20 protein-coding genes are annotated in these 19,303 nt (G+C 55.6%); 6 read left to right on the top strand and 14 right to left on the bottom strand.

All coding sequences use genetic code 11. From position 1 onward, the window contains the following. Nucleotides 1-28 precede the first annotated feature (28 nt). Both LLY24_RS05605 and LLY24_RS05600 read left to right on the top strand, forming a co-directional pair. A complete protein-coding gene (locus LLY24_RS05605; protein WP_259035302.1) occupies nucleotides 29-922 on the top strand; it encodes a LysR family transcriptional regulator in 894 nt (297 codons plus the stop codon). Between the two features lie 93 nt (nucleotides 923-1,015). After that, nucleotides 1,016-1,267: a hypothetical protein gene (locus LLY24_RS05600; RefSeq protein WP_259035301.1), complete on the top strand. Its 252-nt coding sequence runs from the start codon at nucleotides 1,016-1,018 to the stop codon at nucleotides 1,265-1,267. A 107-nt stretch (nucleotides 1,268-1,374) separates the two neighbouring features. Here LLY24_RS05600 and LLY24_RS05595 read toward each other — a convergent pair whose 3' ends face one another. From LLY24_RS05595 to LLY24_RS05580, 4 genes are read right to left on the bottom strand one after another with little or no spacing between them, the layout of a single operon-like run. Next, entirely contained in the window at nucleotides 1,375-2,721 is a 1,347-nt protein-coding gene (locus tag LLY24_RS05595) for a carboxylesterase family protein (protein WP_259035300.1), read from the bottom strand. Between the two features lie 14 nt (nucleotides 2,722-2,735). Next, a complete protein-coding gene (locus LLY24_RS05590) occupies nucleotides 2,736-3,293 on the bottom strand; it encodes an ankyrin repeat domain-containing protein (RefSeq protein WP_345799638.1) in 558 nt (185 codons plus the stop codon). Nucleotides 3,294-3,308: 15 nt separating this feature from the next. Further along, complete coding sequence (locus LLY24_RS05585; protein ID WP_259035298.1) at nucleotides 3,309-3,740, bottom strand: GNAT family N-acetyltransferase; 432 nt, start codon at nucleotides 3,738-3,740, stop codon at nucleotides 3,309-3,311. A gap of 14 nt (nucleotides 3,741-3,754) precedes the next feature. Then, nucleotides 3,755-3,892: an NUDIX hydrolase gene (locus LLY24_RS05580; protein WP_259035297.1), complete on the bottom strand. Its 138-nt coding sequence runs from the start codon at nucleotides 3,890-3,892 to the stop codon at nucleotides 3,755-3,757. A gap of 226 nt (nucleotides 3,893-4,118) precedes the next feature. Between LLY24_RS05580 and LLY24_RS05575 the strand changes: the two genes are divergently transcribed. Beyond that, the gene (locus tag LLY24_RS05575) at nucleotides 4,119-4,949 is read left to right on the top strand and encodes an AraC family transcriptional regulator (RefSeq protein ID WP_259035296.1); all 831 of its coding nucleotides are present in this window, start codon (nucleotides 4,119-4,121) and stop codon (nucleotides 4,947-4,949) included. 30 nt (nucleotides 4,950-4,979) lie between these two features. Then, entirely contained in the window at nucleotides 4,980-5,591 is a 612-nt protein-coding gene (locus tag LLY24_RS05570) for a LysE family translocator (protein WP_259035295.1), read from the top strand. A 27-nt stretch (nucleotides 5,592-5,618) separates the two neighbouring features. Here LLY24_RS05570 and LLY24_RS05565 read toward each other — a convergent pair whose 3' ends face one another. Further along, nucleotides 5,619-6,041 (bottom strand): MAPEG family protein, encoded by a 423-nt coding sequence (locus tag LLY24_RS05565; RefSeq protein WP_259035294.1) that lies wholly within the window; start codon nucleotides 6,039-6,041, stop codon nucleotides 5,619-5,621. Nucleotides 6,042-6,117: 76 nt separating this feature from the next. Continuing rightward, nucleotides 6,118-7,005 carry a LysR family transcriptional regulator gene (locus LLY24_RS05560; protein WP_259035293.1) on the bottom strand — a complete coding sequence of 296 codons (888 nt, stop codon included), beginning with the start codon at nucleotides 7,003-7,005 and terminating at the stop codon, nucleotides 6,118-6,120. Between the two features lie 107 nt (nucleotides 7,006-7,112). Here LLY24_RS05560 and LLY24_RS05555 point away from each other — a divergent pair, with 107 nt between their 5' ends. Beyond that, entirely contained in the window at nucleotides 7,113-7,847 is a 735-nt protein-coding gene (locus tag LLY24_RS05555; protein ID WP_259035292.1) for an SDR family oxidoreductase, read from the top strand. Between the two features lie 453 nt (nucleotides 7,848-8,300). Here the strand turns inward: LLY24_RS05555 and LLY24_RS05550 are convergent, their stop codons facing one another. The 6 genes from LLY24_RS05550 to LLY24_RS05525 all read right to left on the bottom strand — a co-directional run bounded on the left by LLY24_RS05550 (nucleotide 8,301) and on the right by LLY24_RS05525 (nucleotide 15,389). Continuing rightward, a complete protein-coding gene (locus tag LLY24_RS05550) occupies nucleotides 8,301-9,176 on the bottom strand; it encodes a phosphonopyruvate hydrolase (protein WP_259035291.1) in 876 nt (291 codons plus the stop codon). 19 nt (nucleotides 9,177-9,195) lie between these two features. Then, on the bottom strand, nucleotides 9,196-10,356 hold the full coding sequence (locus LLY24_RS05545) for a pyridoxal phosphate-dependent aminotransferase (RefSeq protein ID WP_259035290.1): 1,161 nt from the start codon (nucleotides 10,354-10,356) through the stop codon (nucleotides 9,196-9,198). A 119-nt stretch (nucleotides 10,357-10,475) separates the two neighbouring features. After that, complete coding sequence (locus LLY24_RS05540; protein WP_259035289.1) at nucleotides 10,476-11,453, bottom strand: extracellular solute-binding protein; 978 nt, start codon at nucleotides 11,451-11,453, stop codon at nucleotides 10,476-10,478. Between the two features lie 17 nt (nucleotides 11,454-11,470). After that, a complete protein-coding gene (locus LLY24_RS05535; RefSeq protein ID WP_259035288.1) occupies nucleotides 11,471-13,108 on the bottom strand; it encodes an ABC transporter permease in 1,638 nt (545 codons plus the stop codon). Further along, entirely contained in the window at nucleotides 13,105-14,184 is a 1,080-nt protein-coding gene (locus LLY24_RS05530) for an ABC transporter ATP-binding protein (protein ID WP_259035287.1), read from the bottom strand. Before LLY24_RS05530 ends, LLY24_RS05535 begins: the two co-directional genes overlap by 4 nt. Before the next feature lie 278 nt (nucleotides 14,185-14,462). Beyond that, nucleotides 14,463-15,389: a LysR substrate-binding domain-containing protein gene (locus LLY24_RS05525; RefSeq protein ID WP_259035286.1), complete on the bottom strand. Its 927-nt coding sequence runs from the start codon at nucleotides 15,387-15,389 to the stop codon at nucleotides 14,463-14,465. Nucleotides 15,390-15,539: 150 nt separating this feature from the next. Between LLY24_RS05525 and LLY24_RS05520 the strand changes: the two genes are divergently transcribed. Next, a complete protein-coding gene (locus LLY24_RS05520) occupies nucleotides 15,540-16,805 on the top strand; it encodes a 3-phosphoshikimate 1-carboxyvinyltransferase (RefSeq protein ID WP_259035285.1) in 1,266 nt (421 codons plus the stop codon). Between the two features lie 407 nt (nucleotides 16,806-17,212). Here the strand turns inward: LLY24_RS05520 and trpA are convergent, their stop codons facing one another. Further along, a complete protein-coding gene (gene trpA / locus LLY24_RS05515; RefSeq protein ID WP_259035284.1) occupies nucleotides 17,213-18,070 on the bottom strand; it encodes a tryptophan synthase subunit alpha in 858 nt (285 codons plus the stop codon). Further along, nucleotides 18,067-19,284 (bottom strand): tryptophan synthase subunit beta, encoded by a 1,218-nt coding sequence (trpB, locus tag LLY24_RS05510; RefSeq protein WP_259035283.1) that lies wholly within the window; start codon nucleotides 19,282-19,284, stop codon nucleotides 18,067-18,069. Before trpB ends, trpA begins: the two co-directional genes overlap by 4 nt. Between the last annotated feature and the right edge of the window lie 19 nt (nucleotides 19,285-19,303).

The raw sequence follows: 19,303 nt of genomic DNA, 5'->3' as shown, positions 1-19,303 counted from the left end.
ATCGCATTGGCGCGACGGGGAGACAACCATGCATTTGAAATCGCTGCGGCTGTTCATGGCGGTGGTCGAAAGCGGCAGTTTCGTGGCGGCGGCCAAAAAGCTGAACACGGTGCAGTCCAACGTGACCACGCATATCAAGAAGCTGGAGGAGGAACTGGGCGTGCAACTCATTCAGCGCGCCGGGCAGGTTCGTCCGACCAGCGCGGGGTTGGCGCTGGTCGAGTACGCCCAGAGCATGCTTAGTACCCACGATAAGGCGGTAGCGCTCTTTCAAAACCAGACAAAGGCCTGCGGGCACCTGCGCATCGGCGCCATGGAAACCACCACTGCCCTGCGCCTGCCACCCATTCTGGCAACGTATCACGCCCAATACCCGGAGGTGGATATTCACCTCACCACCGGCCCCACGGCGGAGTTGGCCGAGCAGTTGTTAAGCGGCCAATTGGACTGCGCCTTTGTTGCCGGTCCGCTCAAGCATGAGCACTATTACGGCCTTAAAGCCTTCGACGAGCAGTTGGTGTTGGTGGGCGCCGAGCCGATGGCATCGATGCCTTCTGTCGAGACGCTCACCGCCTCAGCGTTTTTGGCCTTTCGTCAGGGGTGCAGCTACCGCCAGCGGATCGAGCTGCTGCTCGCCTCGCACGGCATCAACGCCAGCCGCATTTTCGAGTTCGGCTCGCTGGATGCGATGCTCGGCTGTGTCGCGGCGGGCATGGGGTATGCCCTGCTGCCAAGCGCTACCGTGGAGGCCCACCGCCACCGCTTCGAGGTACACACGCTGGCCCTGCCCGCCCCCATCGCCCAGGTGGATACCTACTTCGTCGCGGCACAACCCAACACCTGGACACCCGCGCTCGAACGCTTCGCCGCTACGGTGCGGGAGAGCGTTAGCGCAACGCGTCACAGCCCGACCGCCGCCTAAGCGTTGGGCCGTTCGAGTAACGCGCAGTCACGGCAAGAATCTCCATCCTCTGCCATAGTGAAAGACCCATCGAGCACTCAAGGAGGAAAGACGATGACTCGCACCGCACGCGTAGAACCCATCAGCGAAGACCGTGGCGACGCCATCATCGTATCCGGCTGGCGCGTGGTGGACGTGACCGATATGGACGCGCCCAAAGAGGTATCCCGCCACGACCGCGAACCAGAAGCCATCGAAGCCGCGCGGCGTTTCGAAGCCCAGAGCACGAGTGAACCAAGCTCTGACGCCGACGACACTCAGGATTACGACGCTTCGCGGGCGGATTCGGGCAAGCCGGAGGTTTGAAAGCCCACTCATCAGGCCTACCTCACAAGCTAAATGATGTAGCTAGTGCGCCATATAGCTAGAGCAAGGTGCGGCGGCACCGCTTGGGCCGCCGCCCTCGTGAAGCGTTACTGCGAGGCTTTCCACCATTCGATTACGCTCTCCACTTGGCCTGCATGCGATAGCTCCCCCCCGCGTGCAAACTCCGCCCAGAGCTTACGCAGGCGGCTCCCCTGCTCGCGCAGCTCCTCTGCCGCCACTCCTTTTACGATATCCGCCTCTCGCCAGCTTTCGGGCTCGCCCAATAGCAGAGGAAGCTCCATCGTATGGGCGGCGCCATAGGGGGCGCGGCCCTTGTTCCAATCAAGCCGATAGACATAGGCGCGCCCACCGGCTTTTGTATGGCGATGGGCGAAGGCGTGGGCATCGTGCTTGTACACCTTGCGCGTAGTAGCCGCTACCAGCGCGCCGGTGAGGGACGCGCCGAACAGGGGCATGCCACGCAGGCGCGTTAGCCCCGGCGATAGAACCAGAAATAGCGCGGTTTCCTCGGCGGTGTAGCCAATCAATATATCGATGCGTTCCGCCGCGCGGCGCCAGGCGGCGGGTGCATGTTTCTCCTTAGGTAGCGGGTAGTGGCCATACTGCGGGGCGAAAGGCATGGCGGATTTCAGGCCAAAGCCCTGGGCCGCTTCCACCACTTGGGTTTGCACGCGCAGCACCTCGTCGAGAGGCGTGTCGTGCCCTATCGTGGCGGCTTTCAGCGCCATCTTGGCGTGCATCTTCGTGCGCTTATGGCGAAGGCCCAGCGGCGCACTTTGGATGATGGCGCGCTGGAAAAGGCCCTCGGCGCCTTCGGCGATCATCAAATGCGCCGCCGCGTCGCCTCCGGCAGAGTGACCAAAAAGCGTTACGTTGTTAGGATCACCGCCAAAGGCAGCGATGTTGATTCGAATCCAGCGCAGCGCAGAAATTAGATCGAGCAGGCCCAAATTAGCGGGCCGCCCGGCGTAGCCACCTAGAAACCCCAAAAGCCCTAGCCGGTAGTTCACGCCCACCACGATCACATCCTGTTCTAGCGCCAGCGGACGAGTATCGAACACGGGAAGATCAGCCGTGCCGAACACGTAAGAGCCACCATGAATCCACATCATCACCGGGCGCGGCGCCGAGGCCGAACGTTCTGGCAGCGTGACCGAGAGATGCAGCGCTTCTTCGCAGGCGGCGAACTCGTCTACGCTTACGCCCAGCGCCGCGTTAAGCTCGGGCTCGATGTTCTGCGGCGCCGCCTTGGACCACTGCGTGGCGTCAATCGGTTCGGTGGCGGGCGGTGCATCCACGGGTGGGCAGAAGCGCTTGACGCTTGCATAGCGAATGCCGGTCGCGCGCACCACGCCGCGATCACGCCAGCCGATGATCTCGCCAGCGGGGGTGGTAAAGCGCGGCTCAGAAATATGGGATGGCGTAACGGGCATGCGGCTCCTAACGTTCAGGTAGGCGTTTCGAATAGCGCGTAGCCACCCATGTCCATGGGTGGATCGAAGGTGCCATGCCAACCAATCAACGTCCGCTCGAAGTCGTCTACGAAATAACGTGCACCGCTAGGTATATGAACAATACTGCCAGCGTAGGCGACCAATCGATCTTCACGTGCGTGGCGCTGCTGGGCTTCGTCCCAACGGTTGCTGCTGGGCAATTCGTCAGGATCGGAAGGAGCCGCCCAAAGGCCATTCGGATCAAGCTGGGCGCGGGTAAGCCACACTGCAAGCGCGGCATGCCCCTTGCGCTGAGCAATATCACTGGCAGTTTCACCCTGATGATTTTTTAGTGCTACACATGCTCCCCCACGTACCAATAGCCAGCACGCCTCTTCGTGGCCCATGTAAGCCGCTTGATGTAGAAAACTCCAACCTGAGCTTATTTTCTGAAAACGGCTACATCGACGCGCTAGTGCGGGTATCGCGCCCCACTGTGTCAAGACATACGTCCAGTCACCCTGCTTTGCGCGCTCATACGTGGTATCGATCAGCGTGGTAAATCCGCTCATTAAGATTGTCGACCGTTAAGCGTTGGGGCTGCCATTGAGGATAAAGGAGTAAAGCGCGATATCGTGGCGTGGCTCCCACCCCAGCCGCGTCCAGAACTGCTTACCCGTCTCGTTGTCGGCCAGCAGCATAAGGTGCGTTTTCTGAATGCCTTCACGCTCTAGCGCTTCGAGACAGCGCCTAACCAAACGCGTGCCGATGTCCAAACGACGATGCGACGAGGCTACGGCCAGATGCTGGACGAAGCCGCGATGCCCATCGTGCCCACCCATGATAGTACCGACCAATCGCCCCTCGGCTTCGGCCACCACACTCAATCCTGGATTGCGGCGCAGGTAGCGATCGATACCTTCACGCGAATCGGCATCGCGCAGGCGCACGCCCGGCGTTTGTTGCCAAAGCGCTACGGCGGCATCGTAATCATCGATGGTCATGGGGCGGTAATGCATAAAAGATGTCCGAATCAGGAAAGTGAGGCGTTGAACGCGTGGATCGAGCGCGCGTACCCAGAGGGCAACTCCCACTCATTGCGATCGTTGAGCGTCAGCACCACCCGGCGCTCAAAAAGCGTGAGCACACCCTTGATAGAGATCGGAAACATGCCAGTTCCTTTTTGGCTAGAAATTGATACCCAGACGCAGCGCCTGCAGACCGTCGAGTCGTCTGAGAAGAGCGGATGCCCCTCGACGCCCAGATTCAGCGGCTTCGATAATGCCAATGGGGTGGTCGGTGCACAAGCTCACTCGTTATCTATTCGAGCAATTCTGTACAAGCTTTCGAAAGGACAACTGCCTTAAGCTTACCGGGTGACATACGAGGAGCACGGTATGCAAGACGCCAGCCGATTTGAATTCATCAAGAGCCAGCATGTGGCGAGCCTAACTGTGCTGCGCGCGGCGATCGAGGATTTCAGCTACGACCGCCATGCCCATGAGGAGTACGCCTTTGGCGTGACACTGAGTGGGCGGCAAGACTTTTTCAGCGGTGGGCAATTCCACAAAAGCCCGCCGGGCAATGTGATCCTGTTCAACCCGGAAGAGGTACATGACGGCCAGTCCGGCGGCGAGCATACCCTGGACTATCTAATGCTTTACGTTGCCCCTTCTCAGCTCCACCCGATGTTTGCCGAGGTTTTGGGCCAACCAAATAATGCGATTTTTCGCTCATCTAAAACGCTGATACAAGACGTTCGCCTACGCACTGCCATTTTGCAACTGGCGCGGCTGGTCACCCAGAGCACAGCTAGCTGTATCGACCAGGAGAATACGCTTTACCGAATCGTCGAGCGCATCGTACAGCTGAGCGGTGCGCAGCACACTGAGCAGCGCACTTCACGGCCAGATGCTCTCTTGCAGCGGGCGAAAGCGTACATTCATGCCCATTTAACGCAGGACATATCCCTGGAGGAGATTAGCCAGGCAGCACACCTTTCTAAGTACCATTTCCTGCGATTATTTCGCCAGCACTACGGCATTACCCCACACCAGTACGTAATCAACTGCCGGATTAATGCGGCGCGCGCAGCTCTTTTAGAGGGCGCATCGTTGGTCGACGTCGCCTTGCGCTACGGATTCTCCGACGCGAGCCACTTTAACCGCCGCTTCAAGCGGATCTTCGGCATGACGCCGAGCCAATACCGGCGCGATATCGCTCGCTAAATCGCCCTTTCTTCTTTCTGAGATCCCATCATGCTAGGAATTATTCTCTATGCGCTCGGCATCATGTATACGCCTGGCCCCGTCAATCTGCTCGGCCTAAACATAGGTATCAGCGGAAACGCTAAGCGCTCGATCGGCTTTTGTTTGGGAGTAGGCAGCGCCATGCTGCTCTATCTGCTGGTATTAGGCTTTGCCGGGGCGGCCTGGATCGATGGGCAAACCCGGATAGCGCTAAGCGCTTTGGGCTGCAGTTATATTCTTTACCTAGCCATCAAAATTGCCCGCGCCAGCGCGGAGCTCGAGATCAATGGCGCCCCTTCAGAGCTTCTAAGTTTTCGCGACGGTTTGGTCATGCAACTCTTGAATCCCAAATCCATGGTGGCCGTTTTGCCCATCACTACATTGCAGTTTCCGGCTCAGAGTATTGAGGGAATCAACCTAGCCATCTGGGCTACAGCGCTGGCCTTGCTTGCTGCTGGGGCCCCTGGCAGCTATGTAGTGCTTGGCAGCTTGTTGGGCCAACGCATCAAACATCCAGGCTTAGTAAAAGGCTTCAACCTGATAATGGCCGCGCTATTGGCTGCCGTAGCGTTATCCATTGGATGGGAGCATGTATTAAAGCCCCTTATAGCCAGCCAATAACGACCGACTCACCTGCCCGCTCGATGCTCACAACAACGCCACCACGATCTGCGCACTCATTACGAACATGCACATGATGCCGATGACGTAGGCGATGGTTCGCCAGGGCTGAAGAGCGGCCAGGTAGCAGAGCGTATGCAGATAGCGCGCTGCGGTGAAGATAAGAAACAGCCAAGCCGCCCAACCGCTGGAGGCGCCTACCAATACGTAAGCCACGCCCAAGCCCAAAAAGATCGGAATGTTTTCGACATCGTTGGCCCAGGCTTTGGCGGCGCGCTGCACCTGGGGCAGCTCCTCATCGGCAGGCGCCCGACCGGCAAGCTTGGCATCCTCCGGTGTCTTGAACGTCATCTTGCCGATGCGGTGGTAGCCTTGATAGGCCGAGGTCGCGAACATCTTGAGAAATAGCAGTACGGTGGCAACGGCGTACCAGTAAGCGGCGCTTTCCATGCGTATCTTTCCTCTTTCATCGCTGGGTATCGCTTCCAGCGTAGCGGCTTTAAGCAGAGGTTTGGGTTTTATCTGCTCAAACCTGCTCAGCAAATACCCTCACGATCCAATCGATAAAGACCCGCACGCGTGACGGAAGCTGGCGCTGGCTGGGGTATAGCAGTGAAACCGGCGAGGGTGACGGCGGCATGTTCGGCAGCAATTCGACCAGCCGCCCAGCGCGAAGGTCGTTTGCCGCATGGTAGCGCGGCACCTGAATGATCCCCAGGCCTAGAAGCGCAGCGGCGTAATAGCTTTCCGCTGCGCTCATGGTCACGGTAGCGGGCAGCATGATCTCCTCCAGACGGCCCTCTCGCGTGAACTCGAGCGCCAGGGTGCGCCCCCGCTGGCTGGAGCGAAAGCCCACCATGCAATGCCCTTTAAGTTCGGCCAGCGTTCGTGGCGTACCCTGCCTTGCGAGATAGCCTGGGGCCGCCACCGTTACCTCGTCGAGCAGCGTGATGCGCCGAGCCACCAGGTCGCTGTCTTGCGGCGTGCCCACCCGCAGCACGCAGTCGATGCCCTCCTGTACGAGATCGACGAGGCGATCCCCTTCGCTCAGCACGAGCGTGACCTCCGGGTAAGCCTCGATGAACTCGGCCAGACGCGGCAAAACGAAGTGGCGCGCCAGCGTGCCGTGCATATCGACGCGCAGCGTACCCTGAGGCCTCGCGCCCACCCCGACTTCCGCCGCATCGACGCGCTCCAGAATATCGCGGCAGTGGCGGTAATACGCCTCGCCATCCTGGGTTGGGCGTACGCTACGCGTCGTGCGCTGCAATAGCCGCGTGCCAAGGCGCGCCTCCAGCGCCTTGATGGCTTCGGTCAGCGTCGAGCGCGAATAGCCGAGATCCTGCGCGGCGCCGGTAAAGCTTCTGCGTTCGACGATGCGCGTAAACGCATGCATCGCGTCCAATCGATCCATTGTTCGCGTTATCCAAACAGTGCTGGCAAGAAAACCCTGATTATAGACCGCACCGACTTTCTTATGCTGGCAAGGGTTTATTCATCAGCACCGAAGGAGAAACGAACATGACAGAACGCAAGGTTGCATTGGTTACCGGTGGGTCACGCGGCATCGGCGCCGCTATTGCGCTCAAGCTCGCCGAAGAGGGCTTCGCGGTGGTGGTCAACTATGCGGGCAACCACGCGGCTGCTGACAGCGTGGTGAAAAAGATCATCGATGCGGGTGGCAAGGCCCACGCCATGCAGGCGAACATCGCTGACGCGGCTGCCGTTCAAGCGCTCTTCGAGCGTATCGAGGCCACCCACGGCCGCCTCGATGTGCTGGTCAACAACGCGGGCATCATGACGCTCGCACCGCTTGGCCAGATGGCCCCGAGCGTCGTGGACGCGCAGATCGACATCAACCTCAAAGGCACGATCAATACCCTGCGCGAAGCCGCCAACCGTCTGCAAGACGGCGGGCGCATCATCAACCTCTCCACCAGCGTGGTAGGTTTGAAGCTGGAAAACTACGCCGTGTATGCCGCCACGAAGGCGGCGGTGGAAACGCTAACGGCGATTCTTGCCAAGGAGCTACGCGGGCGCGACATCACCGTCAACGCGGTAGCCCCCGGCCCCACCGCTACGGATCTTTTTTTGCAGGGCAAATCCGACGAACTCGTCGAACGGCTGGCGAAGATGGCACCGCTGGAGCGCATCGCCGAACCCGACGACATCGCCCACGTGGTAGCCTTCCTCGCCTCTCCCGCTGGCGGTTGGGTCAACGGCCAGACGCTCAGGGCCAATGGCGGGACCGTTTAAACGATGGCCTGAGCCTCACGCCACCGCCGTACGCTTTGCGCAAGCTCCTTAGCGAGCCCGTGAGCTTCATCCGGTGTTGGTGCGCCTACGCCGGTCACTCCGGCGACCGAAGCTTGATGCTGCACTCAAAACAGGCCAGCGCTTCAAGCACCTTTACTACCTGCGGGAAAGCGTAACAGTGGGACTCGGCGTTACCATTGCACCCCTCGGCTGCTTGATCGACATATAAAGCCGCTCGGGCGCGCAGCGCCGCGAGCGGCTAGTGGAATGATTTAGGCGGGAGCTCGGCAACCCCCTCTAATCATGCAATTTCCGGCAATTCTAGCCATACAAGCATAATGATAGACTGCAGCCTAATGTGGCTGAGCAAGTCTATTGGAAAACTCAAAAGGTGGTGGTCTATATCACTTGACCACTACACTTAGTCGCTTTCCGATAAGACGAACATGATGCTCAACGCAAATAACGCTTTTCATTTTCCTTTATTTGATCCATGCGCTGCAGCCTGAATATTTCTGCAACGGGAATGATCGTATCATTAACCCTCTCAATTCCACCGTCTTCGATAATCTGCGCAAAGACCTTTTGCATCCCGGTAACGGCAGCGCGAATGGCATGATTGCCGTAGATAAGGATGCCGATTTTCCCCAATGCTTTTGCACGTGCCTCCGTCATCTGCGGGTAAGCCGTTGGAACAATCACGATAGGTACACTGCCCGTCCATGCGTTGATGAAGCTTTCAATTTCATCCGGCGTTTTCTGCTTGGAGTGGATGAGAATCATATCCGCACCGGCCTGCTCGTACGCATGAGCACGTGCTAACGCCTCCTCTTCTCCACGCCCAGCAATCAACGCCTCTACACGCGCAATTATCATGAAGTCCGGATCTTTACGGGCGCTTACCGCCGCTTCAATCTTGCCTTGGTGCTCTGCAATGGAAACTAGATCCTGCCGACCGCCAGCAATAAGTGAGGTCACTTTCGGGAACATCTTATCCTCAATCACCACAGCCGCCGCACCTGCCGCTTCGAACTGCTCGACGGTGTAAAGAACATTGATAGCATTACCATAACCAGTATCAATGTCTGCAACGATAGGTAGGTGAGTACGTGAGGCCATTCTGCGCATGTTATCGAGGTGTTCCGTCATCGAGACGAGTGATACATCTGCCAACCCCATCGCTGCAGAAAACTCAAAGCCACTGGCCCAGATACCATCAAAACCAGCTTCCTCTACTAGCATGGCAGAAAGCGGGTCATGGGCGGCCATTACTCTCGCCATGCCGCCATTGGAGATGATGTCGCGAAGGCGCTTATTTGTGTTTCGCATAGGATTGCTCCCCTTGAATTCAAGCGTGGGTGATAGAAAGCTTCTGCACGGCCTCACTAATCGCAGCGCAAGCTTTTGTTAACTCGTCTTCTGAGGCGGCGTAGGAAATGCGGATAAAGCCGTCAGCCAAGAACCCTGAGCCCGGCACTATGGCCACGCCAGCTTCTTCCAGCAGATACATCGCTAAATCCATATCTGTTTCAAGGTGCTGACCGTTCGGCGTTTTACTGTCCAATAATTCTTGGCAGGCAACGAAAACGTAAAACGCCCCGTCGGGTGTACGGCACTCAAGCCCTGGAATGGCATTCAGCAGTCCTACTACTAAGTCTCTGCGCGCTTGAAATGCACGTCGGAAGTCGACTAAAAAACCTTGATCGCCCAGTAGTGCTTCAACGGCTGCAAATTGGGAGATTGAGCTTGTATGAGAGGTGGACTGCCCCTGCACCGTGTTCATTGCTTTAATCAACTCAAGAGGCCCCGCTGCATAACCAACTCGCCACCCCGTCATAGCATAAGCTTTCGATACTCCGTTAACCGTCAGGGTACGGGGTGCTAGATCCGGAGCTACCGCTGCTAGGGTGGCAAATTCAGCGTCGCCATATACCAAGTGCTCGTAGATATCATCCGAAAGCACCCAGACATCCGGATAATCCCGGAGTACTTCAGCTAGCGCTTCCAAGTCTTTACGCGTGTAAACTGCCCCTGTTGGGTTCGAAGGGGAATTGAGCATCAGCCACTTTGTGCACGGTGTCAGGGCCTTGCGAAGCATATCAGGCTGCAGGATAAAACCATCATCGATATGGGTCGCCATCGCGATAGGAATACCACCGGCTAGCTTTATCATTTCCGGATAGGAAACCCAGCACGGCGTCGCGAAGACCACCTCGTCGCCCTCATCCAAACTTGCCACAAGGGCATTGAATAGAAGCTGCTTGGCACCGCATCCCACCGTAATTTGCTCTGCTGTGAAGTTAAGCCCGTTCTCGCGCTGGAACTTGGTCACAATGGCCTGCCGCAACGCATCGATACCGGCCACGGCAGTGTACTTCGTATGGCCAGCCTCAATGGCTGCGATGGCGGCTTGTTTAATATTGGCGGGTGTCTCGAAATCAGGCTCTCCCTGGCTCAGAGTAATGATGCTTCTACCCTGAGCTCGAAGGCTCGCAGCCAGTGCGGTCATTGCCTTCGTTTGGGAGGGCTTAACAGCCGTCAATTTGGATGAAAGGATTCCCATTTTATTTCCTTGATTATTGAGGTGTGAGCTAGGCGTGTTCCTACCGACTATCAGCGTACGAAGGGCTAGCCTCGTGCGTCAGCCCAAAGCTCTAGTAGGTAATCACGCTGCTCTCCCGCCTCAGTCTCATCGACCTCGATGATATTGATATCCTCCATTAACGGGAGGCCACTGTTGGCAATGGCATCGTCAAGATCCGCTCGCGAAGGACGGCGAAAGGTCAAATCGAAGAGCTGTTCCTGCAAGTTTTGTGATAGCAGGAGGTCATAAACCTGCTTGGCCTCTTCAGAGTTGGGGCCGTTTTTGATGAGCGCCATGCCCTCGGGCGACAGGAAGGTCCCATCAGTGGGATAAATCATTGAAATGTCATCTTGCCCACCGTGTATATAGCGTTGTGCGGCATACTCCATTGTCATGCCAAGCGGATATTCACCCTGTGCCACTGCCTTGTAGACACCGCTGGTGCTTCCTTGCAGCTCGACAATGTCAGCCAGGTTTCTAACCCCTTCTTCGCCATAAAGCTGGTAGATGCCATAAAGCTGCGCATAGGAAGAACTTGAGTTGGCTGGATCGGCCATGGTTACCTGCCCCGCCCAGCGCTTATCCATCAGCGCTTCCCATGTCTGCGGTGCCTCGCCATCAAGCACATCAGAATTGACCATGATGACGGTTACGTGGGTATTCGTTCCGGTCCAGGGAGCACTCTCTGTTTGCAGCGCTGGAAGAAGGGAATCAGCCTCGGGCGACTCATAGGCTGTAAACAGGTTTGAAAAGCCCGCCAACGTAGAGAAGCCGCTGCTCCAGAATAGGTCTGCCACCGGGGCTGATTGCTCTGCCTCGATACGACGCAATAACGAGCCAGATCCTCCACCGATGACGTTAATCTTGATGTCTGGTGCCTGCTCAGCAACGGCATCCAGTACGAGTGCAACCGCATCTTCGCTATTAGAGGTGTAAAGATTTACCTCGCCAGCAGTAGCATTAGTGGCTGCCCCAATGATGGTCAGAAGAGTAAATGTAGAAGCGTAGCCTAAGTATCTCATGCGTATTTTCCCTTCGATTAAGATGAAAAGAGCCGGACTTTCATCACCTTGATCCCAAAAAAAACAGGAACGAGGATAATGAACATGTTGATAACCCCAAAGGCAGATGCTCGGGCCATCAAATCTGAGCTAATGAGACGAAATATCTGGATGGGTAGGGTTTCCTGTCCCGCCTGATAGATCACGACGCTTGCACTCAGCTCAGCAACGGTAGTGACCCAGGTGAGAATGGCCGCCGCGGCGATACCAGGAGCCATCAGTGGCAAAACGACATTGAAGAAGGTTCGTACGGGTGGAACGCCGAGGCTGACAGACGCTTCTTCGATAGAGTTTGAGATGTTATGCAGGTTTGATGAGGCATTGCGTACACCAAAGGGCAGGCGCCTCACCATCATCGCAAGCACCATTAATAGGCCTCCTGACAGCACGATAGGACCTGAGTTAAACCCCTGTGCCAGCGCAATCCCTAGCACCGTGCCGGAAATGGTCAGCGGTAATAGCAGCAGGTAATCAAGCACCGGGCTAAACACACTGCGTTTTTTGACGAGCAGATATGAGACAAGCGTCGCGAAGCACACACCCAAGCCGGTCGCTAGCGAGGCAAATTTGAGGGAATTGCCGATAACAGCCAGATTGAAATCCCAGATTCGCACGTAGTGCTCAAGCGTGAATTGTCCCCAATACATAACCGGGCCGCGTGACACGGTGAAGGACCCCATCAACACCACCAGGGCGGGCATTAGCGACAATACGATAATCAGCCCCGCCCCACCCGAAATAAGCAGGGCTTTCCAACCCCGTAACTTAATGCGTGGTGTGGAGCGCCCAGCCACCATTTGGTAGTTCCGCTTGGAGAGATAGCGCTTCTGTAGAAACAAGACACCGGAGACAAGTAGGATCGATACAGTAGCTAACGTCGATTGCATAGTGGGATTACCACCAAGCTCACTGATAAAGCTTCGATACGTCATGACCGATAAAAGCGGCACGCGCTGTGCCAAGGCAATGGAAATGGCAAAATTGCCAATAACGAGGGTAAAAACAATCAGGCCAGAGGCGAGCACGGCTGGGAGAATAGTGGGGAAAACCACACGGAAATACGTTGTAAAAGGTGCAGTTCCAAGGCTTTGCCCTGCTTCTTCAAGGCTATGATCAAACCCACGCAAAGCGGCTAGTGCCGCAAGGAAGACGTGAACATAGTAAGTTAGCGTCATGACATAGATGAGCCCAAACCACCCGTAAAAGCGGGGAAACGGTAACCCAAGCGCTTTAAACAGATTCGTTATCAACCCATTGTTGCCAAACACCATCACCCAGGACTGGGCAGAGATTAGCTCAGGAATAATGAGCACTGATAGCGGCAATAACAGCACAATATTAGCGAATGGAATATCGTAGCGTGCCACAACAAAAGCAAGAAATACGCCTAGAATCGTACACGTCAACGTCACTATTAAGCCAAGAATGACTGTGTTCATGAGCGCTTCGAGATACTTGCCGCGAGTCAGAAAGGTTTCGAACCCATCAAGTGAAAATGCACCGTTTTCACCTATAAAACTTCGAAAGAGCACCCCTAAAATGGGATAAGCCACAAAGATGGCAAGAAATACAAGCGCAGTTACGCTCAAAAATCCCCATGGAAAGAAACGATTCATGCCGAAGCCTCCGGAACGAAAAGGCACTTCTCACCGATAGAAACAATAACGTTATCGCCGCGCCCCAGTGCACTGGTTTCAGCTTCACCGACTGTTTCGACATGCAAATCCTCACCACTTTTCAAGACGACATGAAAGCTGGTTCGATACCCCTGGAACTGGAAGGAAGCAATACGTCCCTCCAGCTCGCCACCGACGGGGTCACTATCTTTCCTGCGAATCTTGATATTTTCAGGGCGGGCAATCATCAGGTAGCGGCCATTTGCGGCTACTTCCATCGTACGCCCCGCAACAAGCGTATCCTGAACACGGTAGCGGTCTACTCCATCTAGACCATGCTCCAGGAACTCGGCCTCTATTAGGTTTGCCGAGCCGACAAAACGTGACACATAGGCCGTTTTGGGATTGCGATAAACATCGGCAGGCGCTCCACACTGATCAATGCACCCATTCTTCATGACAGCGATCTCGTCTGACATGGCGAGCGCTTCTTCCTGGTCATGGGTTACAAAGATTGTGGTTGTTCGGGTTTCCAGCTGAAGCGAGCGAATCACATCGCGCATCTGCACGCGAAGCGAGGCGTCTAAATTAGAGAGTGGCTCATCCATTAGGAGCACACGTGGCTCAATGACCAGCGCACGTGCTAGCGCGACCCGCTGCCTTTGGCCGCCGCTCATTTCTGCTGGCAATCGCGATTCAAGACCGCCAAGCCCCACTTTTTCCAGATATTCTGGGACCTTGCGCTGGATCTCTTTGCTTGATAACTTACGTGCTCGAAGCCCATAGGCAACATTGTCGAAGACGTTCTTATCCGGGAAAAGGGCATAATCCTGAAATACCATCCCGACACCCCGCTCATGGGGTAAAACTCGGGTGATATCATCCCTACCGAAATGGACGGTCCCCTGTGTAGGCGATACGAATCCTGCAATAATTCTGAGTAGCGTAGTTTTTCCACAACCGCTCGGGCCGAGCAGAGTAAAGAAGGTACCATCAGCAATACGGCGGCTAACACCCTTGAGTACTTCGGTATCACCGTAGGACTTGCGGATATCTTGCAATATAAGTTCAGCCATACATGTCTCCTGATAGTGTTCTTTTGATACGTGCTATCTGATTCCCGTATACCCAGAACCCTATGCTGGAGACGTAGTGTTACACCAGCGAGAACTCCTACCCTTTAAGTAAGAATTTCTTACACATAGGGCATCTTTAAGCCAGAGAAACTTATTAAAAGATCTCTTGTAGAGTTGATGACAGTACAAAATGAGAGGCAGGAAATATTAATAGCCGTCTAAAGCAGATGGGCCGCAGTAGAGCAGTGAACAAACACGGTGTGTAATGGTTGATAGTTCTAGGAATAAAGCTCCCATTCGATATCAAGGGAGGCAGGAGTATCGGCAATATTCTCGCCCATCAGCCATCGGATTAGACGCTCTATATTATGAACGCCACGGCTTTTTTTATCGTAAAGGGCGTAGAAACCTGAACCGATAATAACGTTTTCAGAAAAGACGTTTACCAGCCGACCATCTCTAATGTCATCTTCAACAAATACATGGGGGCAGAGGCAGATACCTGCCCCACTCCTGGCAGATGCCAAGCTAAGAAAGATATGATCGAAGACCTGCCCTGCTAGTGTCTGGTTAGTGATAATACCCGCTTTGCGAAACCAGTTGGGCCATGCTGATATCCGGCTTTTGGTATGGAGCAATTTAAAGCGAAGCAGATCCGAAGGTGACTCAAGGCGTTCTTCTTCAAATAGTCTAGGGGCAGCAACCGCTACAGAAACATCATCAAGTATACGAACACATTCCATTCCTGACTTCTTCATCGGGTAACGCCTGACAATCAGGTCACTCTGCTCGTAAGCTTTACTCAACACATCGGTTGTGGATACTTCGGTTTTAACCTCAATGTTTGGAAACGCTCTTTGAAATTCAGCAATGCGAGGTACTAGCCACTGTACTGAAAAGGTGGGCGTTGAATTCACACTGATGCGATTTAGAATATTAGAGCTAGTTAGATTTTGTGACGCTACTGCGATGATATCCAAGCTTTCCGTTACATCTTTAAGAAAATTCCTCGCCTTCGGCGTTAACTCAATACCGTTGCCTTTCTTCTGAAAAAGCTTCTGATTGAAGTGGTGCTCCAATATTTTTATCTGTTGGCTTATGGCGCTATGGCTAACGTTCAATTCGATGGCGGCCTTGGTCACACTTTCATGACGTGCCGCCGCCTCAAAGGCAGCAATAGCTTTCAAAGGAGGAAGGCGGCGCATAGCTTCGTCTCTTTTTCTAACAATTAGGTCTCAACACTATTCTATTCTGATATTTTTTACTCGTCTATCATGACTTCTTTTACCTTCTCGGCTTCAGGCTTAGCGTGAAGTTTCCTCTAGTTATACTTTCATCCCTGGAGAATCCTTCTAATGACGACCACCTCGCCTACCATCGAAATATTGTGCTCTCCATTACCACTCTGCGGAAAGGTAGCCGTGCCGGGCTCAAAATCAATCACAAATAGAGCTCTGCTTGTAGCCGCCCTGACAACCGGTACAAGCTCACTGTCCGGTGCGCTCGTCAGCGATGACACGCGCTACATGATGAAGGCACTCACCCAGCTCGGCGTCCGTATCAACTTCTCCAGCGATACGAATATCGAACTTGACGGTACGGGGTCACTTAAGCAGCCTTCCGACTCGTTGTATCTTGGCAACGCAGGAACAGCGATACGATTTCTGACGGCTGCATGCGCCCTGGTTGAAGGTAAAGTCGTGCTCAATGGTGACGAGCACATGCAGAAAAGGCCGATACACCCTTTGATCGATTCCTTAAATACGGCTGGCATCCATGTGACTGTTCCCTCCTCGGGGTGTCCGCCCTGTACTGTATACGGGCAGGGCTTCATACCTGGCGGTACAATAAACATCAGCGGCACTCTCTCCAGCCAGTTTATTTCATCTCTAATGCTAGTAGCTCCACTGAGCAAACGCGCTACAACTATCAAGCTTGCCGAAGATAATATCGGTGCTTTAGGTTACATAGAGATTACACGCGCCGTTATGGAAGCTTTTGGTGCCCACATCTATCAGGATGATGAGAACAGCTTCCATATTGCAAGGACAGGATATACACCTTGCCACTTTAGGGTAGAGCCCGATGCATCGGCCGCTACTTACTTCTGGGCAGCAGAGAAATTAACCGGGGGTAAGATTGACCTGGGATATACGCCTAACGATTTTTCCCAACCCGATGCAGCAGCGCATAGGTTAATGCAGTCATTCCCTTCACTGCCAACCCTTATTGATGGCGCTCAAATACAAGATGCAATCCCCACGCTGGCAGTATTGGCCGCGTTTGGTTCATCAACCGTACGATTTACCGGCATCGCGAATCTTCGGGTCAAAGAGTGCGACCGTATCGCGGCTGTCCATAAAGGTCTCAATTGCATCAAACCGGGCCTTGCAACCATTGAGGGAGACGACCTGATAGTCGTTGGTGATCCAGCATTGCCCAAGCATGCCCATCCATGCACGATAGACACCATGTCAGATCATCGTATCGCCATGAGTTTTGCATTAGCGGGGCTTAAGTGCCGCGGAATTAAGATATCAGAGCCAGACTGTGTGGGTAAGACCTTTCCTGGCTATTGGACCGAGCTTTCAAAACTGGGTGTATTGTTTAGCTATACTTGAAATATCGAAACAAACACATCTGTATACAAGGCTGTGCCTTGAAATTCCTATGCAAACATCCCAGTTTTAGTAGCATCGCTGATTAGAGTTTTTCGTCCGCTAGTGTACTGCTAAGTATACGCATGATCTCAGGTCTTTTTAGCGACTCGTAGAATAGTGCAAACAGCAGATGACTTAGCAACGAAGCATCCGGAGCACGCTCGGTAGGGACGGCTATTTCTTGTCCCATCGTCATGATGCGTGTGATAGGGCGCACTTTAGCGGGGCATGTGGGCGCACATACCCCTAGCGCTAGTCGTTCATGAAGATACGCATAGCCCACGAATTTCATACTGGTTGCGCCCCAAACTGAATATTTTGTTCACTTCATCAAGAAAACATTCAGTAGGCAACCAAACCTCGATTTTTTATTCACCTTCTACCGTTACCGCCTCACGGCACCGCCGTACGCTTTGCGCAAGCTCCTTAGCGAGCCCGTGAACGCCTGCCACGGCTTCATCCGGTGTTTTAGCGTGCTCGATGCGCTCGACCAGCGCCGAGCCGACCACCACGGCGTCGCTGAAGCAGCCGATGGTGGCGGCCTGTTCCGGCGTGCGAATGCCGAAACCGACGCCCACGGGAAGCGACGTGTGCTGTTTCAGCTCGGCCACGGCGCGCTCGAGTTTTTCCGGTGTCGGTGCGCCTACGCCGGTAACCCCGGCGACCGAGACGTAGTAGATGAACCCCGAGGCGCTTTCGAGCACGCGGGGCAGGCGCTTGGCATCGGTGGTGGGGGTCGCCAGGCGGATGAAATCGATACCGTAGCGCGCGGCGGGGGTACAGAGTTCGTCGTCGTGCTCCGGGGGAATGTCCACCACGATCAACCCGTCTACTCCGGCATCAGCGGCGTCTTTTAGAAAACGCTCGACGCCGTAGCGGTAAATGGGGTTGTAGTAGCCCATTAGCACGATGGGTGTGTCGCGGTTGGTCTCACGAAAGCGCTTCACCATGGCAAGCGTTTTGGCCTGGGTTTGCCCTGCTGCCAGCGCGCGCAGCGCGGCCTTTTGGATCGCGGGGCCATCGGCCATCGGGTCGCTGAAGGGCATGCCCAGCTCGATGATATCGACGCCCGCTTCCGGCAGGCCATCGAGCAGGCGCTGCGAGGTCTCCGGGTCCGGGTCGCCGGCGGTCAAAAAGCTTACCAGCGCCGGACGGTTTTGCGATTTTAGGGCGGCAAAGCAGCGCTCAATACGTTTGGTGCCGACGGTCGAGTTGGCCTGGCTCATTGGAACTTGTCTCCTAGATAGTGGGCAACGCTCATCATGTCCTTGTCACCGCGCCCGCTCAGATTGACCACCATGAGGTGATCCTTAGGCAGTGTGGGCGCGCGCTTGGCGACTTCTGCCAAGGCATGGGCGGTTTCGAGCGCAGGGATGATGCCCTCTTCGCGACAGCAGATCTGGAACGCCTCGAGCGCCTCGTCGTCGGTCGCGGAGACGTACTCGACGCGGCCCTGCTCGTGGAGCCAAGCGTGTTCGGGGCCGATACCGGGGTAATCGAGCCCCGCCGAAATCGAGTGGGCGTCGATGATTTGGCCATCCTCGTCCTGCAGCAAAAAGGTACGGTTGCCGTGCAGTACGCCGGGCGCGCCGCCGTTGAGGCTCGCCGCGTGCTGGCCCGTCGCCACGCCCTTGCCGCCCGCCTCGACGCCGACCATGTGCACGCTTTCATCGCTCAAGAACGGATGGAAAAGCCCCATGGCATTCGACCCACCGCCAATGCAGGCGATGAGCGAATCCGGCAGTCGGCCCTCTTTTTCTTCCATCTGGCGGCGGGTTTCATGGCCGATCACCGCCTGGAAATCACGCACCATGGCCGGGTACGGGTGCGGCCCTGCCACGGTGCCGATGATATAGAAGGTATCGTCGATGTTGGTTACCCAGTCGCGCAGCGCCTCGTTCATGGCATCCTTCAGCGTGCCAGTGCCGGAGGTAACGGGAATGACTTCGGCGCCAAGCAGCTTCATGCGGAACACGTTGGGCTGCTGGCGCTCGATGTCGGTGCTGCCCATATAGATCACGCATTCGAGGCCGAAGCGCGCCGCCACGGTGGCGGTGGCCACGCCGTGCATGCCCGCGCCGGTCTCGGCGATGATGCGTTTCTTGCCCATGCGCTTGGCGAGCAGCACCTGACCGATGCAATTGTTGATCTTGTGCGCACCGGTGTGATTGAGCTCTTCGCGCTTCAGGTAGATCTTCGCGCCGCCGAAGTGCTCGGTGAGCCGCTCGGCAAAATACAAGGGGCTCGGCCGCCCCACGTAGTCACTCTGGAAATACGCCAACTCGCGCTGAAAGTCGGCGTCCTGCTTGGCGCTCTCGTACTCCTCCTGCAGTGAGAGGATCAAGGGCATCAGCGTTTCGGCTACGAAGCGTCCGCCGAACTGGCCGAACAGGCCATTGGCATCGGGCAGAGCTAGCGCGGGATTCACGGGTTGATTCATGGCGACCTCGGGTCATATG

The organism is Halomonas dongshanensis (assembly GCF_024790395.1).
In the GTDB taxonomy this organism is placed as follows: domain Bacteria; phylum Pseudomonadota; class Gammaproteobacteria; order Pseudomonadales; family Halomonadaceae; genus Vreelandella; species Vreelandella dongshanensis.
Note: the sequence above shows the minus strand (reverse complement) of the source record. Positions and strands in the feature narration are given on the sequence as shown.

Excerpts from the sequence above, each read along its gene's own strand:
- LLY24_RS05605 (WP_259035302.1), top strand. The coding sequence starts at position 29 with ATGCATTTGAAATCGCTGCGGCTGTTCATGGCGGTGGTCGAAAGCGGC.
- LLY24_RS05600 (WP_259035301.1), top strand. The coding sequence starts at position 1,016 with ATGACTCGCACCGCACGCGTAGAACCCATCAGCGAAGACCGTGGCGAC.
- LLY24_RS05595 (WP_259035300.1), bottom strand. The coding sequence starts at position 2,721 with ATGCCCGTTACGCCATCCCATATTTCTGAGCCGCGCTTTACCACCCCC.
- LLY24_RS05590 (WP_345799638.1), bottom strand. The coding sequence starts at position 3,293 with ATGAGCGGATTTACCACGCTGATCGATACCACGTATGAGCGCGCAAAG.
- LLY24_RS05585 (WP_259035298.1), bottom strand. The coding sequence starts at position 3,740 with ATGCATTACCGCCCCATGACCATCGATGATTACGATGCCGCCGTAGCG.
- LLY24_RS05580 (WP_259035297.1), bottom strand. The coding sequence starts at position 3,892 with ATGTTTCCGATCTCTATCAAGGGTGTGCTCACGCTTTTTGAGCGCCGG.
- LLY24_RS05575 (WP_259035296.1), top strand. The coding sequence starts at position 4,119 with ATGCAAGACGCCAGCCGATTTGAATTCATCAAGAGCCAGCATGTGGCG.
- LLY24_RS05570 (WP_259035295.1), top strand. The coding sequence starts at position 4,980 with ATGCTAGGAATTATTCTCTATGCGCTCGGCATCATGTATACGCCTGGC.
- LLY24_RS05565 (WP_259035294.1), bottom strand. The coding sequence starts at position 6,041 with ATGGAAAGCGCCGCTTACTGGTACGCCGTTGCCACCGTACTGCTATTT.
- LLY24_RS05560 (WP_259035293.1), bottom strand. The coding sequence starts at position 7,005 with ATGGATCGATTGGACGCGATGCATGCGTTTACGCGCATCGTCGAACGC.
- LLY24_RS05555 (WP_259035292.1), top strand. The coding sequence starts at position 7,113 with ATGACAGAACGCAAGGTTGCATTGGTTACCGGTGGGTCACGCGGCATC.
- LLY24_RS05550 (WP_259035291.1), bottom strand. The coding sequence starts at position 9,176 with ATGCGAAACACAAATAAGCGCCTTCGCGACATCATCTCCAATGGCGGC.
- LLY24_RS05545 (WP_259035290.1), bottom strand. The coding sequence starts at position 10,356 with ATGACCGCACTGGCTGCGAGCCTTCGAGCTCAGGGTAGAAGCATCATT.
- LLY24_RS05540 (WP_259035289.1), bottom strand. The coding sequence starts at position 11,453 with ATGAGATACTTAGGCTACGCTTCTACATTTACTCTTCTGACCATCATT.
- LLY24_RS05535 (WP_259035288.1), bottom strand. The coding sequence starts at position 13,108 with ATGAATCGTTTCTTTCCATGGGGATTTTTGAGCGTAACTGCGCTTGTA.
- LLY24_RS05530 (WP_259035287.1), bottom strand. The coding sequence starts at position 14,184 with ATGGCTGAACTTATATTGCAAGATATCCGCAAGTCCTACGGTGATACC.
- LLY24_RS05525 (WP_259035286.1), bottom strand. The coding sequence starts at position 15,389 with ATGCGCCGCCTTCCTCCTTTGAAAGCTATTGCTGCCTTTGAGGCGGCG.
- LLY24_RS05520 (WP_259035285.1), top strand. The coding sequence starts at position 15,540 with ATGACGACCACCTCGCCTACCATCGAAATATTGTGCTCTCCATTACCA.
- trpA (WP_259035284.1), bottom strand. The coding sequence starts at position 18,070 with ATGAGCCAGGCCAACTCGACCGTCGGCACCAAACGTATTGAGCGCTGC.
- trpB (WP_259035283.1), bottom strand. The coding sequence starts at position 19,284 with ATGAATCAACCCGTGAATCCCGCGCTAGCTCTGCCCGATGCCAATGGC.